Below are 15,498 nucleotides of genomic sequence, written 5' to 3'. Positions count from 1 at the left end.
ATGAGAACGACCCAACCCGTACGTATGCACGCCCAGACCTGCCGCCACTCCGGCGGACGGACCGCTCCTCTTGAAAGACGAACCGATGACCATCCGAACGAAAACCCCGAACCTGGTCGACAACCCACCGATCCCCGTGCAGGCCAAGCTCGCGGCAGCCTGGACCAGCCTCATGTTCCTCGTCATTTACATCGACTACTACCACCTCTACCAGCCCGGCGAAATCGACTTAATTCGCGGTGGCGTCATCTTCGAGTTCGACATCAGCGGGACATTGATGTCCATTTTCTTCGTGATTATCGCGATCCCGGCCTTGATGATCATGCTCTCCATGACGCTGCCCGCCCGTGTGAACCGCGCCACGAACCTCGTCGTTGCATCGCTGTACATCCCCGTCATGGTGTTCAACGCGGCAGGGGCGTCCTGGGACTACGCCTTTTACTACGCCCTCACTATCGGAGTCGAGGTGCTGATCCTGGCCTTCATCCTGCGCGCCGCCTGGACCTGGCCCCGCACCGCACCGTCGGCGACCATGCCGACCAGCCGTGAGGGCGATCGCGCCCTGCCGCAAGCGTGAACCCAAGAGCAGTCCCCGTCCTGTTCGGAGCCATCTGCCTCGGTGCCGCGGTGTGGGCCTCCTGGCGGTGGGATACCAACTACCACTGGGACGTCGCGTAGGGGCCTTCCAAGGCCCCTACCGGCAGGCCAGGTCATCGGATGCGCACACAGGCCCGCCACGTCGTCGACACCGACCCTAAGCGCGGCAACGTCGTCGTCCGCCTCGCCGACCCGCCACGACGGGCACGCCGAGCCGCCGTATCAGATCCGCCAGTCCCACCATCACCCAGGAAGGTCCCGGTCATGATCGAGGCACACGAGCTCACCAAGCGCTACGGCGACAAGACCGCCGTGCACACACTCAGCTTCACCATCGCGCCTGGCACCGTGACCGGGTTCCTCGGCCCGAACGGTGCCGGCAAGTCCACGACGATGCGCTTGATCATGGGACTGGACCGGCCGACGTCGGGCACCGTCGCGGTCAACGGCAAGCCCTACGGGCAGCGCCGTTCCCCGCTGCGGGAGGTCGGCGCCCTGCTCGACGCAAAGGCCGTGCACCGCGGCCGCAGCGCCCGCTCGCATCTGCGCACGATGGCCGCCACCCACAACATCATGACCACCCGCGTCAGCGAGGTCATCGAGATAACCGGCCTGGCCGGGGCCGCGACCAGCGCGTCGGCGGGTTCTCCCTCAGCATGAGCCAACGCCTGGGCATCGCCGCCGCACTCCTGGCGACCCCCGAACACTCATCCTCGACGAGCCGGTCAACGGGCTCGACCCCGAGGGCGTGCAGTGGGTTCGCCAGCTGGTGCGCGACCTGGCCGCCGAGGGACGGACCGTGTTCCTGTCCTCGCACCTGATGAGCGAGATGTCCCAGACCGCCGCCCAGCTCCTCGTGATCGGCCGCGGTCACATCATCGCCGCCGGCTCGGTCCAACAGGTCACCGACTCCGTCGCCAGCGGCGCTGTGCGGGTGCGCTCCCCGCGCGCCGGCGAGCTCGCCGCCGCTCTGGCCACCGACGGTGTGACCATCACCTCTCCGGAGGCCGGGATGCTCGAGGTCAGCGGGACCACCGCAGAGCACGTCGGAGAGGTCGCCTTCCGAAACGGGCTGCCACTGTACGAGTTGTCCCCGCGCCGCGCCAGCCTCGAAGAGGCGTACATGAACGTGACACAGGGCGCGGTCGAGTACCGCTCCGAGCCCACCACCGCCCGCAGCACCCCGGCCCAGAAGGGCCAGAACCGATGAGCAACCTGACCGCCGGCCCCCCCGATGACCTCACCCGCCGCCACCCCGCCCGCCGCCGCGCAGGTGCAGCCCACCTTCACGGGGGTCATGCGCGGGGAGTGGATCAAGCTGCTGGCCCTGCGCTCGACGTGGTGGGCGCTGGCCTCCACCGCCGGAGTGATCACGCTGGTGGCCCTGGCCGCCGCCATGTCGCTGAACGCCATGGCCGACGATCCCGCCCTGGCCCCGGGCATCGAGCAGATGCATGGCGCCGAGGTCATCGCAGGCGGCTTCCACTTCGGCATTCTGACCATCGCCGTCCTGGGCGCCCTGCTCATCACCGGGGAATACGCCACCGGCATGATCCGCTCCACGTTCGCGGCAGTCCCGAGCCGGATCCCCGTCCTTCGCGCCTCGCGCACTGCACGGGCCCACGCGACGCAGATAGCGAGGAGCAACGCCACTCCCACCACAAGGACAACCAGTGTTGCCGGCGCAATCTGGTACAGGCTGACATGAGCAATCACTGCCGTCCAGTAAATCACTGGCATGGCCAGCACGACTGCTACGAGGACTAAGGCGAAAAGGATCACAGACTTTCGAGCGACCCGCCGCGTCGTGGTCCGGTAATGCGGCGACCGATCCGGGCGTACCCGGCCGTGTTCGCGGTACCAATGCCAGTCCTCCGGTCGGATGCCATACTGCCGCAAATCCTGCACGCCTTGAACCATGCTGTCCCCCAAAATTTTCTCGCTTCATCCAGCGAGCATCGTGTTTTCCAGCGAGTCTAGTAGTGGAGGTTGGTTAGCAGTCCGCCGGCTCCAATTCCGGGCATTTAAGGCACGTACTCGGACCGGTCCACTTCTGAGTCACCGGCAGGCGGGCTCAGCACTCCTGCCGGCATTCCCCATTGTGCTGCCTCTCATCATTCCAAGTGGTCAAAGTGTGAAATGCATGGTGTGGCCAATGTGGAACATGTGTTATTTACCTAGGGCCCTCCGCTGAGGGCGCACCTGTGGGAAGTCCGAGGCTTAATCGGGCTCTCCTGACGTGAATGTGGGTTCGGTTATGTCTGGTATGGGAGTTTGATTTCGACGGGTCCGCAGGCGAGCATGATCAGGGCGAGGGCGGCTTCGGGGGTGTGGAATCCGTAGGATCTGCGGGTCATGGTGCGGATCTTGTTGTTCAGTCCTTCGTGGCGGCCGTTGGAGAGTTTCCTGGTGACTGCTGCGTGGATCCCTTGGGTGTGGGATCGGATCGTGGCGGCGGCCCTGGCGAACTCGCGGATGTTGGATTTGGCGGCGAGGTCGCACCAGGTGGTGATCATCTCCATCACGTCATCGGGGTTGAGGTCGCCGGCGAAGACCTCCCGGAGGGATTCCTTGAGCTGGTAGGCGTCCCAGAGCAGCCCTCCGGTGCGTTCGAGCCCGGCCAGGGTGGCTTGTTGTTTTTCGGTGAGGTTCTGCGGGTTTTTCAGCAGCACCCAGCGGGTTCCTTTGAACTTCTTCGCGATGTCCTGATCGGGCAGCTCACGGGTCCGTTGCCAGATGGAACGGCGGAAGGCTTCCAGCGCGTTGGTGGCGACCTGGATGACGTGGAACGGGTCGTAGCAGATGACCGCGCCGGGTGCGTTGGTCTTCACGGACTTGGCAAAAGCCGGGCCCATGTCCATGCTGACGGCCTCTATCGCCGCCGTGTTCACCGGTCCGATCTCCTTGAAGAATCCATCCAGTGTCGCCGCGTTCTTTCCCGGTGCGCCCCAGACGATCTTCGAGGTGGCGTGGTCCGAGACGAGGGTCAGGTAGCGGTGGTGTTTGCGCCAGGAAATCTCATCCACGCCGATATTGACCAGGCCTTCGAAGCGGCTCTCATCGAGTTGTTCGGCCACGACGCGTTCACAGATCGCCCCGACGGTCCGCCACGCTATCCGGGCGAAGGTGGACACCGTGGTCTTGTCCGCACGGGTGACCAGCCAGGCGATCATGTCCTCAAATTCCGTGCTGAACCGGGAGCCGGGCCGGGCGAACGGCACGCCCTGCACCACGACGCCGTGGCTGGGGCAGACCAGCCGCCGGCGGAGCATTGTGAGCACCAGGACCCTGCCGGCGAAATCCAGATGCCGCCACGACGATTCCGCCCACCGGGTGTCATACCCGGCCATCGTTGAGTAGCTGCAGTGCGGGCAGTCCAGGCGCTTGCGGGCCTTCAACGCCACCCGCACCAGCAGCGGACCCCCGGCGCCAGGATCAACGTCAACAACCCGGACCCCGGCCAGATTCAAGACGCCGTTGAGTAGAGTAGTAGCACGCATGGGTAGCTCCGAAATTTGGACAGTGTGAGAACTCCCAAATCTACCGGGCTACCCATGCCTCATAACACGCAAACCCTGACCCACACTTACGTCAGGAGAGCCCTTAATCGGAAGGTGAGACACACTCACGCCGCAAATTACTCTTGAATCGTCCCGCCGAGCTTGTCGCTGACGTTCATGGCATAACCGAGGGGGGCCTTTACGATCCAATTCGGCCCGACGACCATCACAGTGTCGTTACTCCCTTTCTGTATCTCAACTTGTCGGTCGCGTGAAGACGGTGTTCCGTAGATGCCCACCCAGCTATTTGTTCTGCAGGACCTGACTTCGCTGGCGCCGTCATCGAACCTTTGATATGCGCCTTCGCACTTCAGCCCGGTTGTTGCTACCGCACTAACCAAATCGTTCAAGGTTCTATAGGCGGCGTCCTTCTGAACTGGCGCCGCCGCGCACGCCGCCATGCTGATCACAGATACAAGTCCAAGCGCACCCGCCACTCTCAACTTAAAGAGCATTTTCATGCTTCCCCCATCTTTGGAGTGTGTCTTACCCCGACAGTACTGTCCGTTCGGAATTTTTCAAGCTGAACGGTACCAACGGGAGTTAGGCGGCTGACTGTTCGGTGTCTTCCTTGGGTTGGTTGATCCATGCGGGCCCGGGCAGGGCCAGGATTTTGGGGTCGGTGGTTTTGGTGAAGTGGTTGGGGTGTTTCGCCCGTGCCGTGGCGAGGGTTTCGGAGCGTTTCTTGGCGATACTGGCGGCGAGCCTGTAGTGGACGTTCGCGGGCGTGTGGAAGCCGATTCCGGAATGCTGGTGGTGATGGTTGTACCAGTTGTGTGTGATCGACTATCTGTAGGCCGTTTCAGCCAGGAATTTGAGCCATGTTGGTGGCTCGTTTCAGGCCAAAAGAGCGGTAAGAATTAGGCCAGTTTTTTCTTCCCGGAATCAGGTTTCGGGGGCTTGCCTGAAGTTAGAGATCACCCGGGTGGTCGGGGGCCTTTCCCAGAGTGTTGGGGACATGGGCCCGCCACCCCCAGATAGGTTCCTTACGGTGCTGCCATTGCGAAGCGTATGCGCCGGAAGGGCTGGAAAGTGAGATGACGGTACCCATGTCCGTTCAAGAAAATATCAGAAGACTCGACTCCCAGGGAGTCCCGGTGCGTCAGATCGCCCGAAGGCTTGGAGTGAGCCGGACCTCGGCGGCCAAGTACGCCGAGCAGGAGGACTTCTCCCCGGCGCCGCGGGCACCGCTGGCCAGGCCGGGGGCCTCGGTGCTGACCGGGTTCGAGCACATCATTGAGCGGTGGCTCATCGAGGATCAGCGCCGGAACCGCAAGCAGCGGCATACGGCGAAGCGGATCTTCGACCGGCTCGTTGACGAGCATGGTTTTACCGCCACCTATTCACCGGTCCAGCGGTACGTGAAGAAATGGTTGGCCGCCCACCGGCAGCCCGGTGAGGGGTTTACCGAACTGGTCTGGCCTGCCGGCACCGTGCAGGTCGACTTCGGTCAGGCCGAGGCCATCGTTGCCGGGATCCGGCAGGTCCTGCATATCCTGGTGGTGACCTTCCCGTTCTCGAACATGCGCTTCGTGCAGGCGTATCGGGGCGAGACCGCCGAATGCGTGGCCCACGGGCTGCGGAGGGTGTTTGAGCACATTCGGGCTGCGCCGCGGCACATGGTCTTTGATAATGCCACGGGCATCGGAAATCGGGTGGGAACCCGGGTGACCGAGACGAAGCTGTTTGGCGCCTTCAAACTCCACTACAGGTCCGAGTCACGCTATTGCAATCCGTACTCGGGCCATGAGAAGGGCAACGTGGAGAACGCGGTGGGGTTCCTGCGCCGGAACTTCATGGTCCCCGAGCCGGAGGCCGCCACCCTGGAGGGGCTGAACAAGGACCTCATGGCGCGCTGCGACGCGTTGGCCACCACCGTGCACTACCGCAAGGGCCTGCCCCTGGGTGAGCTGTTCGCCCAGGACGTTGCGGCGTCCATAGACCTGCCGGGGATCGGTTTCGATGCCGTGCGCTACGAATCGCGCAAGGCCGACAAGACCGGGAACCTGCTCATTGACGGGAACACGTACGCCGCCGGGCCCGCTTTCCACGGGCGAATGCTCACGGTGGGGTTGGGACACGACGTGGTGCAGATCCTTGATGAGCATTCCGAACCTGTCCGCACGTTCCCGCGCGTCTTCGGCAAGCAGGCCGAGACGGTCTTTGACCCTGCTTCCCTGGTGCCGTTGCTGGTGACGAAGCCCGGGGCGTGGTCCCATTCGCCGCTGCGGGCCCTGGTGACGGACCCGGTGCGTGACTGGTTGGACCGGGCCACGGCCACGGATCGGCGCCGGCTGCTCAACTCGGTGGATGCTGCCTCATCGGTGGCGGGATTCGATGCCGCGGTGGCCGCTGCCGACACCCTGATCCAGCGCGGGGATGCACCGGACATGGCCATGCTGGGCATGCTGGCCCGCCGTCTGGCTGATGGCACCGAACCGGAGGCAACGAACGTGGACCTGAGCGTCTATGACACCTTCACCACCCTGAACACCACCACAGGAGAAATAGCATGAGCACGATCACCGTCCAGGACCTCCTTGAGGCGGGCAAGCACGCCTCGCTGACCGGCAGCGTGTTGACCGATTGGGCCGAGAAGGGCACCCCGAAGCAACGTGAATACCTGCACGGGGTGCTGGTCGCCGAGCACGAATCCCGGCAGGAGTCACGGCGCCAGCGGCTGTTGAAGGCCGCAAGGTTGCCGGCCATGAAAACACTCACCGGGTTCGACTACAGCAGTGTCAGGTTCCCGGAGGACTACGGCCGCGGACCTCTCGAATCCCTGGATTTCATCAACCGGGCCCAGGACCTGGTCCTCTACGGCGACGTGGGCACCGGCAAAACTCACATGGCCACCGCCCTGGTGGCCGCCGCCTGCCGGCAGGGCATCCCCGCCAGGTTCTTCACCACCTCCGCCCTGGTCATGATGCTGCGCCGCGCCAAGGACGAAGACCGCCTCGACAAGGAACTGGCCTCCCTGGCCAAGAACCGGCTCCTGGCCATCGACGAGCTGGGCTACCTCCCGATCGACGCCGAAGGGGCCAGGCTACTCTTCCAAGTGATCGCGGACGGGTATGAAAAACGAAGCCTGATCATCACAACAAATTTGGAGTTTTCCCGCTGGGGCACCGTGTTCGGAGACGACAACATGGCCGCCGCCGTCATTGACAGATTGGTCCACCACGGGCGGCTTCTGCAGTTCCGCGGCGAGTCCTACCGGGTCAAAAATGCCCTCATGAAATAGCCAACCGCTGAAATGGACCAGAAAAGAGCCGACGTGGCCTAATTCTTAGCGCTGAAACGGCCTACTTAAACTTGACGAAACACACCAGTCCACAAACTCGCTGATAAAGGCCCTGGCATCGCCAAGGGAAGCGAAGCGTTCGGGGAACATGGGCCCGTATTTCATGGTCTTGAAGAGTCTTTCTGAGTACGGATTATCGTTGCCTTAACCGGCTAGTCGGGGTCTGGAATTGTCCGTTGTCGTCCTTTTTGGACCTCTATCTTTCGGTCTTGGTCTTGGTCGTGGTCTTGGTCTTGGTCTTGGTCGTGGTGTTGACTCGTTCGAGCCGGCGGAGGCGTTCCTCGTGCTGCCGGGCGCGGTCGGCGACGGCGTCGAGGCTGGCGCGGAGCTGGGCGATCTCGGTGCTCAGGCCGGAGAGCGTGGGTCCTTGAACGCCACGGAGCCGGTATTCCTGGATCAGTGCCCGCAGTTCGGGGTTTCGGTAGAGGGTCGCCCGGGATATCCCGCTCGCTGCCGCGGTGGCGGTGAAAGTCACGGGTTGTCCGTCTGCGAAGAAGCCCTTGCCGGATTCTGCGACGTCCATTCCGGATTGGTGCGCCAGGTCCCCGGCGGCGCCGTGCGGCGCCACCGTCCGGAAGATCCCTGGTCGTGATGTGCTCACCCCTGCGAAGTGTCCAAGGTGGCGGCCGCTCCGGTGACAGGTGTGAACGGTAGATGGCGCGGTGGCTGTCCGGACGCCGCGCCAAGCAGCCGAAGGACCTCGACCGGGCCTAGAGGCCGAGCTTCCCCGCCGCCCACCGGTCATGAACTCACCCTGCGAGTAGACTTAGACCGGCTCTCCAGTCCCCCCAGCTTGGAGAGCCGGGAGCCTCCGCGCTTGAGTCCCTGGACTCGCGCGGAGGCTTTCCTCATACGCCCGGCAACCTGGGCTGCTATCAGAAAGTGATTAAACCAGATACGGGTCCCGGATTTAATCTTTAGTGGATCAGGCCGGCGACGAGGCGCAAAGCCCACCAATTCCTGCAACGCGCCTCAAAGCCGGCTCCGCCTACCGACTGGCCAGGCTCAGCGAGCGCCTCACCCTGCCTCGCTGCAGTGATGTCCCGCTGTAGCGCCGGGCCCCTATTCGCGGGCGTCTACGGATAGTCGGTTCAGGCCAGCAGGAATTCGCACCAGAGCGGGTAGTGGTCTGAGATCCGCCAGGACACCTCGGTGCGGGTCTTGTCCCGGAAGATGTGCGGGATGAAATCGAAGGAGCCGGCACCCTGCCCGTAGGTGAGCCCCTTCAGCAGGGAGGTGCCGTCAGGGTCGGAGAACCATGCGATCTGGTCGTAGAAGTGCCGGGTGCGGTCATCATCGAAGATCGTCCGCGGAACGGCGTTCAGCTCTGTCGGTGGCCACAGGCCGGTTGCGACGAACGCCTCGTACAGTGGGTCACCGATCCGGTCGAGGTTGAAATCCCCAAGCACGATGAGGTTGGAGTTCCAGTCGTTGGGCCGAAGCGCCCATGCCCTCATCCATTGGGCGAAGGCTGTGATCTCGGGCAGCCGCTCGGCTGGGTTCTTGCCCCAGATCACGTGGACGGACGCGAGGGTGAATTCGGTACCGGCCCGAGAGAAGCTGGCTGTGTAGGGGGTGCGGGCGAACTGGCGCTGCTGGTTGTCCTCGATCGGCGGCAGTACGATCTCCCCGACCAGCCCCGAGGGCTGGACCCGTTCGGTGTCGTAGAGGTATGAGAGTCGTTCACCGTTGCCAGCGGCTCCTTCCGTCACGTCCGAGACGATGGCCTGCCACCGCGGCCCGAGAGTGGCCAGCAGGTGTTTGAGGGCCTGGGGGTTCCGGCGGGATTCCTGGACGCCCACGACGTCGAAACGGGAGATCACTTCGGCAAGGCAAGCGACCGCGTGCCAGTCACGTGTGGGTGAGTCCCTGGGACCGGCCGTCCACTTGGCCGTCAGGCTGCCAAGGGCACGGATGTTCCACGTCCCGATCAAGAGGTTGGACTCGGCTCTGACGGGGATGGTGTTGTCCAGGGCAGTGCGCAACCGGTCCAGGTCTTCGGCAACGGCTGCCGGCGGCTGTTCCGTCATGCCTCCATGCAAGCAGACTGCCCGCCTGATGGGAACAGCCACACTGGGTGGCGGGCGCTCCATTGACAAGGCCTGTGGTTCTGAGGATTGTCGTTTCTACCGGTCCCGGCCAGCTCCACAAGGTGGCAGCAGCTTCCCTTGAGACAACGAGGGGCTCGCGGATTGATCCGGATGTGGCGCCGCAGGAGTCCCGGCGGCGTCGGACGGAATGGTGGCGCAGGCACCACTTGGGAATCGGGTGCATTCGCCTGCTCGACTAAAGTGCACCTGTTGTCAGAAAAGGTGGATGCAATGGGCTTTCCGGGTGGTGATGGCCGGCTTCCGGTGATCTATGTCCGCGGGTTCGCAGGTGGGGCCGGAGCGATAAACAATGCAGTGGACGATCCGTTTTACGGTTTCAGCCAAGGATCGGTGCACGTCCGCGCTGACGGCAATGGCCGGGCACAATTCCACCAGTTCGAATCGCCGATGTTGCGCCTGATAACGGACCACAAATATGAGGTGCCCGTCCATGGGGACCAGTGGGCTTTCCTGAGCCGTGCCGAAACGGCCTCGGTAAACCCGGCCTCCGTCTGGATCTACCGTTTCTATGACGGGTCTTCGGACACTTTTTCACGGGACCCGGAGACGTTCTCCTTCGAGGAGGCAGCTGCTGACCTGTTCGAGCTGATCAAGCTCGTCCTGGAAAAGACAGGGGCCCCGAAGGTGTTCCTGGTCGCGCACTCCATGGGCGGGCTGATCTGCCGCTCGCTCCTGCAGCGCGTCATCCCTGAAGCACTTGCAGACGCCGGGGAGGTGTTCGATCCGGCCGCCGGCACCAAATACGTGGCCCGGCTCTTCACGTATGCCACCCCCCACGGAGGGATAACTTTCGCCATTGGCTTCGGAGTGCTTGAGCGCATCCGTGACGCCACGGCGATCCAGGGCGCCGACATTTTCGGTCCGGACAGGATGTATGAATATCTGACTCCAGCCCCCGTCCGGTCAACACGGACCCGAGAGAACTTCCTCAGCACCGAAATACCCGACGACGGATTCCCCGTGGATGAAGTTTTCTGCCTCGTCGGCTCCAACCCTGAGGATTATGACGTTGCATTCGGCCTGTCCTCGAAGGCCGTTGGCCCCCGCAGCGACGGCCTAGTCCAGATTGAAAACGCCGCGGTCCGTGGGGCGCCGCTGGCCGTCGTCCACCGCAGCCACAGCGGCAGGTACGGGATCGTGAACTCTGAGGAGGGCTACCAAAACCTTCAGCGCTTCCTCTTCGGCGACCTCAAAGTCGAAGTACAGACCGTGGGCTTCACCGTCGGCCGAGATGCACCTCCCGAGGTCGTCTTCCAGCTCGACGTCGGACTGGCTATCCGAGGCCTTCCCGTCCTGGTCCATGAACAAAGCGCTGAACACTACTGCCCCGTTCAAATCGAGCGATGGAGAGAAGGAGACCCCATTGATTCTCCTGTGCCTCTCCTGACCACATTTCTCTCTTCGAAGGCACCTCGCCCGCGTGTGGGAGGCATCGTGGTGCCGCGGCTGCGCCACGCGCTGAACCTGCGCCTGATGTCCATCACGGAGAGGGACGGCCATTTCTTCTTTGACGACCATCTCGAACAGACGGAGGACTGGCAGGACACGCTGCTCGTCGAGATCGAACCCCCCTCCGAGGGCAGGCTGCTGCCCAGGGCGTGGGCAGCATGGAACAGCACCGTTCGGGCCGCGGTTCGGGACTGGGACCCTGAAGACAAGGACTTCCTGGAGGACACCGACCCCGCACCCGAGCATTGGAGCGGGCGGATCGAAGTACCAGAAATATCCCGGGACCTGCTCGGTCACAATGCTGGCATCCGCATCACGGTCACCCCGCGCTCACTTGATCTCGGTTCCGCTTGACATGTGGGGTGGAGACTGTCGGTTGTCAGGAGGGCTCTGCCCGGTTCGTGGCGGGCGGCTGCGAGGATGGCGCTTAGAACGTACGGATGACGATCAGCCTGTGGCCTTCAGGGACCCGGGCCTCGACGCGCACTGGACATCGAGCCTTACCACGGGGCCAATACAAGACCGAAAGCTTTCCCGTGCTGACTGCGGTCCTGCTCCTTATCTCGCCGGAGGACTGTAAGTTCGCCATTGTGACCGAGACGGATCAACGCCGCCCTGGTCCTTGGATGAGTTCATGGCGATGCCGCAGGTTGAAATCCGGACTGACGTTCCCTCGGTGCCCAGCTGGCCAAACCAGGGCACCTCTTGGCTGCTTTTGTTAAGCGTCATGCCCCGTGCCCTCGGGGCCCTAGTTGCTGCTGGGCCTGGGCCGTGCCCGGCGAACGGGAAGGAGCGTGCGGGCAGACTCAACCGCGGCCAGGAAATTGAGGATGAGACCGGTGAGGACATCCGGTTGTTCCAATGGAAGCGCGTGAGAGGCCCCGGGGACCACGGCCAGCTGGCCTTCAGGCAAGGCCTCGTACAGCGAGACCGTATGTGGCAGTGCGACCAAATCATCGTCGCCGACGACGACGAGCACAGGCCGGGCAATTCGCGCGATGTCGGTCGTCGTGAGCGTCGGCTCCGCACCGAACATTCTGAAACTCTTGCTGATGGCCACTTCCAAGTGCTCGGGACCGTGAGGTGAGCGTTCGATGTAGGCCTTGCCCAGTGCCTGCGCAAGCGAAGATTCAGGATCCATCTCAACGGCCATGGAGCCGTCGAAGTGGTAGTTAGCGCCAATGACAACAAGCCTTTGTACGAGATCGGATCGCTGAAGCGCAACGAGCAGGGCAACGATCCCGCCGTCACTCCACCCCACGAGATGGGCCGGTCCGCCGACGACCTGTTCAAGCACCCGAACGGTCTCGTCCGCCATGTCCGCATAGTGGAAATCTGCATCGGTGTCCGAGGTGTAGCCGTGGCCACTGCGATCGAACGCGACGACTCGGTAGCGCTCCGCGAGACCTGCCCCAATGCTGTTGAGCAGCTCGTCACTGTTGCTCAGGCCGCCATGCAACAGCAGGAGAGGTGTGCCCGGACCGCCCCGATCATCGACCCACGTTGGGTGCCCGTCAATTTCCACGTAGCCGGGCATGGTCCACTCCGTCCTGGCCGGTTCCCCGACCCGCTTAGAAGGGACTGGCATCACGTTCCGCATGCCGCCGTGTGAATTTGTGCGGCCATTGAGCGGTTGATCTTCGACGGCGTGCCCGTCCCTGCGGTTATTTTCCTCTCGCGCCCTCGGCGCCACAAGGGTTCTACGAGACTCATTAATAGTGCTCACGAAATGTGGTGCGTGCCTCATTTGGGAAGTGCTCGCGAAGCGTATCCGGCCACGGGTGCTGCTGGGACCAAGATGGATGGGTCAGGGGTTGTCGTTGTCCCCGCAGCGCCTAACCCGGTGTCATTTGCTGCACGTTTTCTTGCAGTACCTGTGAAACCCCTTGCCGCCAGCGGCGGGAGAAGAACTCTTCTTAGGCTTTACCTCCCGTGACCGGATCGGCCCGCCGACGTAGAATCATGCTTGTAAAGGAGCGCCGGCCGGCGCAGCGCCACGGCCCATCCAAGGAGAACCCCTATGAGCCTTGCAACGACCAGCCCTGAGGCTGCCGCCGCCGCGCAGACCCTGTTCCGGGTTGCCCTCGGAGGCGTGCTCATCGCGCACGGATCCCAAAAACTCTTCGGATGGTTTGGGCTGCCGCGGAGATCTCGGACAGTGGGCCCCCTTAAAATGGGGGTCTACCGAAAGTAGAGATCAGCATGACCGCATCACGGAAGCGTTTTCCCCAGGAGTTCAAGGACGAGCTGTGCCGCGAGGTGATCACCACGTCCAAGCCGATCAAGGACGTGGCCACGGCGTACGGTGTCGGCCCCGAGACGCTCCGCAACTGGCTGGTCAAGTACCGCGAGGCCAACGGCGGGACAGAGGTGGATCTGACGGTGCCGGAACGGGCCCGGCTGAAGGAGCTCGAGCGTGAAGTTCAAGAGCTGCGGGCGGAGACTGCCTTCCTGAAAAAAGCCAGCGCTTACTTCGCGCGGGAGCAGCGGTAGTGAGCAAGTATGAATTCATCGATTCCCAAAAAGCTGAGCCCGCCAATCTAAACTCGGTGGTGAAAATGTGCCGCTGGCTGGCCGTCTCAACCTCCGGTTTCTATCACTGGGCCACCCGTCCGCAATCTGCCACCTCGGGGCGCCGGCAGGCCCTGACGGCACGGATCCAGCACTTCTTCGAGGAGTCCGAGGGCACCTACGGGTACCGGCGGATCCACGCCGATCTCGCCGCGGAACAGACCGAGTGCTCTCCCGAGCTGGTGCGGCAGATCATGCGCCACCAGGGTCTGGTGGCCTGTCAGCCACGCCCGTTCCGCATCACCACCGAGGCTGACGCTGAGGCCGCCGCGGGCATGCCCGACCTCGTCAACCGGGATTTCACCGCCGACCGCCCCGGAGTGAAGTTCGTCGGCGACATCACCTACATCCACACCTGGCAAGGGTTCGTCTATCTCGCCACCGTCATCGACTGCTACTCAAAGAAAGTCGTCGGCTGGTCCATCGCCGATCACATGCGCACCGAGCTCGTGACCGATGCGCTTAGGAACGCCGCCGCGACAACCCGGATCGAGCCGTCCGCGATCTGGCACTCCGACCGGGGCAGCGTCTATACCTCGACGGATTTCAGGGCCCTGGTGGCCGGCCTCGGTATGCGCTCCTCGATGGGACGCACCGGCGTGTGCTGGGATAACAGCATGGCCGAATCGTTCTTCTCCGCCCTGAAAAACGAGCGTGTCTACCGGACCGTTTACGCGACCAAATCACAAGCCCGGAGCGACGTCATTCGCTACATCGAGGGGTTTTACAACAGCCGGCGCCGTCACTCCGCGCTGGGTTACCGCCGGCCCAACGAAGTCCACTATGGTTATCAACAGCCAGCCTTGGCAGCGTAGAAGAATCCACTAATTCCGCTGTCCGAAATCCCCGCAGCAGCCCAGTTCGGCGGAGGAGGCATCGAAGGAACCAGCAAGGGCATGCACGCCATGGGCTTCCGCCCAGCAAAACCCAGCGCCATCCTCGCAGGCGTGGGTGAAGCAGGAGCCGGTGTTGCCTTGGCCCTGGGGCTGGCCACTCCGGCCGCCGGCGCCGCCGCTGCCACCACGATGGGCGTCGCTGCCAGCGTCCACGCCCCTAACGGCTTCTTCGCCACAGAGTGAGGATTTGAGTACCCCGCGGTACTGGGCCTGGCGGCAGCGTCGTTCACCATCGGAGGGCCCGGACCTCTCTCCCTGGACTCGCTCACCGGTCATATCCTGGACCGGCCCTGGATGAGGGCGGCTGACCTAGCCGTAATACCGGCAGCCATCGGGGTCCAGATTTACCGCCGGCGTAAAGCCCTGGCCGACGACACAGTGGCACCGGCCTCCGGAACCCCGGTGGAGGAAGTGTCAGCCCAGCCCCACACGCCTTAGCCTGAATCCACCCATTGGCCTAGGCCCACCGCCTCGTTAGCTTTTCCGTGCGATCGGATTGAGAGCAACGTGGCCAGCTCCCCCCACCCAAAACAGCGAGGACAGTGAGGACAGTGACGCCGGATACCAGAATCCGGATGCGACGATGACGGGAAAATGATGGCCACGGCGGCGGGTTAGTGGTGGGAAGGACATGGCAACTGGTCCCACCAGGTCCAACAACCCGCCCTCGAAGCCGGCCCCGCCTGCCGACTGGCCAGGCTCAGCGAGCCCATGACCTGCCCGGATCAGTTGCCAGGTCATGCCGTTCCCCCCGCAGTCCTGCATGAACAGGTATCAGAGCGGAAAATCCGGACCAGCGGCAAACCCAGGTCCATCTAAAGAATAATCAGAACGTCATGTTGTACGCGGCCCTGGCCACCATGAAGTAGTGAACGCGAAAAAACCAAACGAAAGGACGAACGAGGATGAACACCCAGAAGAGACCCCACAGAGCGGTACCCGTTCCGCCATAGGCAGCAGCTCCCCAAACAACCAAATAGGCCGTTCCGGGACCCCACACACCCGAAACA

The 15,498-nt window shown here is 63.2% G+C and carries 12 protein-coding genes and 3 pseudogenes; 8 read left to right on the top strand and 7 right to left on the bottom strand.

Annotation, left to right across the window (positions count from 1 at the left end):
- Nucleotides 1–85 precede the first annotated feature (85 nt).
- The 3 genes and pseudogenes from ASPU41_RS13880 (at nt 86) to ASPU41_RS13870 (ending at nt 2,305) form a co-directional block, all read left to right on the top strand.
- Nucleotides 86–577 carry a DUF6326 family protein gene (locus ASPU41_RS13880; RefSeq protein ID WP_069951414.1) on the top strand — a complete coding sequence of 164 codons (492 nt, stop codon included), beginning with the start codon at nt 86–88 and terminating at the stop codon, nt 575–577.
- Between the two features lie 284 nt (nt 578–861).
- Nucleotides 862–1,807 (top strand): annotated as a pseudogene (locus ASPU41_RS13875) (ABC transporter ATP-binding protein).
- A 24-nt stretch (nt 1,808–1,831) separates the two neighbouring features.
- A complete protein-coding gene (locus ASPU41_RS13870; RefSeq protein WP_197515654.1) occupies nt 1,832–2,305 on the top strand; it encodes a hypothetical protein in 474 nt (157 codons plus the stop codon).
- 547 nt (nt 2,306–2,852) lie between these two features.
- Here ASPU41_RS13870 and ASPU41_RS13865 read toward each other — a convergent pair.
- The 3 genes and pseudogenes from ASPU41_RS13865 to ASPU41_RS23450 all read right to left on the bottom strand — a co-directional run.
- Nucleotides 2,853–4,097, bottom strand: coding sequence for an ISL3 family transposase (locus tag ASPU41_RS13865; protein ID WP_069949528.1), 1,245 nt, complete (start codon nt 4,095–4,097; stop codon nt 2,853–2,855).
- Between the two features lie 137 nt (nt 4,098–4,234).
- Nucleotides 4,235–4,618, bottom strand: coding sequence for a hypothetical protein (locus ASPU41_RS13860; RefSeq protein WP_157356994.1), 384 nt, complete (start codon nt 4,616–4,618; stop codon nt 4,235–4,237).
- A gap of 82 nt (nt 4,619–4,700) precedes the next feature.
- Nucleotides 4,701–4,928 (bottom strand): annotated as a pseudogene (locus tag ASPU41_RS23450) (IS3-like element ISAar46 family transposase); the annotation flags it as partial.
- Nucleotides 4,929–5,206: 278 nt separating this feature from the next.
- Here ASPU41_RS23450 and istA point away from each other — a divergent pair.
- Together istA and istB are read left to right on the top strand one after the other, a co-directional pair.
- The gene (gene istA, locus ASPU41_RS13855; protein WP_083266303.1) at nt 5,207–6,673 is read left to right on the top strand and encodes an IS21 family transposase; all 1,467 of its coding nucleotides are present in this window, start codon (nt 5,207–5,209) and stop codon (nt 6,671–6,673) included.
- Entirely contained in the window at nt 6,670–7,401 is a 732-nt protein-coding gene (istB, locus tag ASPU41_RS13850; protein ID WP_197515653.1) for an IS21-like element helper ATPase IstB, read from the top strand. Before istA ends, istB begins: the two co-directional genes overlap by 4 nt.
- Before the next feature lie 84 nt (nt 7,402–7,485).
- On the opposite strand, the pseudogene ASPU41_RS22675 reads toward istB, so the two are convergent.
- The 3 genes and pseudogenes from ASPU41_RS22675 to ASPU41_RS13840 form a co-directional block, all read right to left on the bottom strand.
- A pseudogene (locus ASPU41_RS22675) lies at nt 7,486–7,602 on the bottom strand (integrase core domain-containing protein); the annotation flags it as partial.
- Nucleotides 7,603–7,657: 55 nt separating this feature from the next.
- Complete coding sequence (locus tag ASPU41_RS13845) at nt 7,658–8,062, bottom strand: hypothetical protein (RefSeq protein WP_231941074.1); 405 nt, start codon at nt 8,060–8,062, stop codon at nt 7,658–7,660.
- A 490-nt stretch (nt 8,063–8,552) separates the two neighbouring features.
- A complete protein-coding gene (locus tag ASPU41_RS13840) occupies nt 8,553–9,491 on the bottom strand; it encodes an endonuclease/exonuclease/phosphatase family protein (protein WP_069951412.1) in 939 nt (312 codons plus the stop codon).
- 375 nt (nt 9,492–9,866) lie between these two features.
- On the opposite strand from ASPU41_RS13840, the gene ASPU41_RS13835 reads away from it, so the two are divergent.
- Nucleotides 9,867–11,375: an esterase/lipase family protein gene (locus tag ASPU41_RS13835; RefSeq protein WP_231941073.1), complete on the top strand. Its 1,509-nt coding sequence runs from the start codon at nt 9,867–9,869 to the stop codon at nt 11,373–11,375.
- A 394-nt stretch (nt 11,376–11,769) separates the two neighbouring features.
- Here the strand turns inward: ASPU41_RS13835 and ASPU41_RS13830 are convergent, their stop codons facing one another.
- The gene (locus tag ASPU41_RS13830) at nt 11,770–12,558 is read right to left on the bottom strand and encodes an alpha/beta fold hydrolase (RefSeq protein WP_069952697.1); all 789 of its coding nucleotides are present in this window, start codon (nt 12,556–12,558) and stop codon (nt 11,770–11,772) included.
- A 665-nt stretch (nt 12,559–13,223) separates the two neighbouring features.
- Here ASPU41_RS13830 and ASPU41_RS13820 point away from each other — a divergent pair.
- Nucleotides 13,224–14,407, top strand: a protein-coding gene (locus ASPU41_RS13820) for an IS3 family transposase (RefSeq protein WP_157356993.1) whose coding sequence is annotated in 2 segments (ribosomal slippage) — nt 13,224–13,485 and nt 13,485–14,407 — 1,185 coding nt in all. Because the reading frame shifts where the segments join, the coding sequence is not laid out codon by codon here.
- 90 nt (nt 14,408–14,497) lie between these two features.
- The gene (locus ASPU41_RS23445) at nt 14,498–14,671 is read left to right on the top strand and encodes a DoxX family membrane protein (protein WP_231941072.1); all 174 of its coding nucleotides are present in this window, start codon (nt 14,498–14,500) and stop codon (nt 14,669–14,671) included.
- Nucleotides 14,672–15,498 lie beyond the last annotated feature (827 nt).

Origin of the sequence: Arthrobacter sp. U41 (assembly GCF_001750145.1) — a bacterium.
GTDB lineage: Bacteria > Actinomycetota > Actinomycetes > Actinomycetales > Micrococcaceae > Arthrobacter.
The sequence above is the reverse complement of the archived record's forward strand: the minus strand, read 5'-3'. Positions and strand labels throughout refer to the sequence as shown.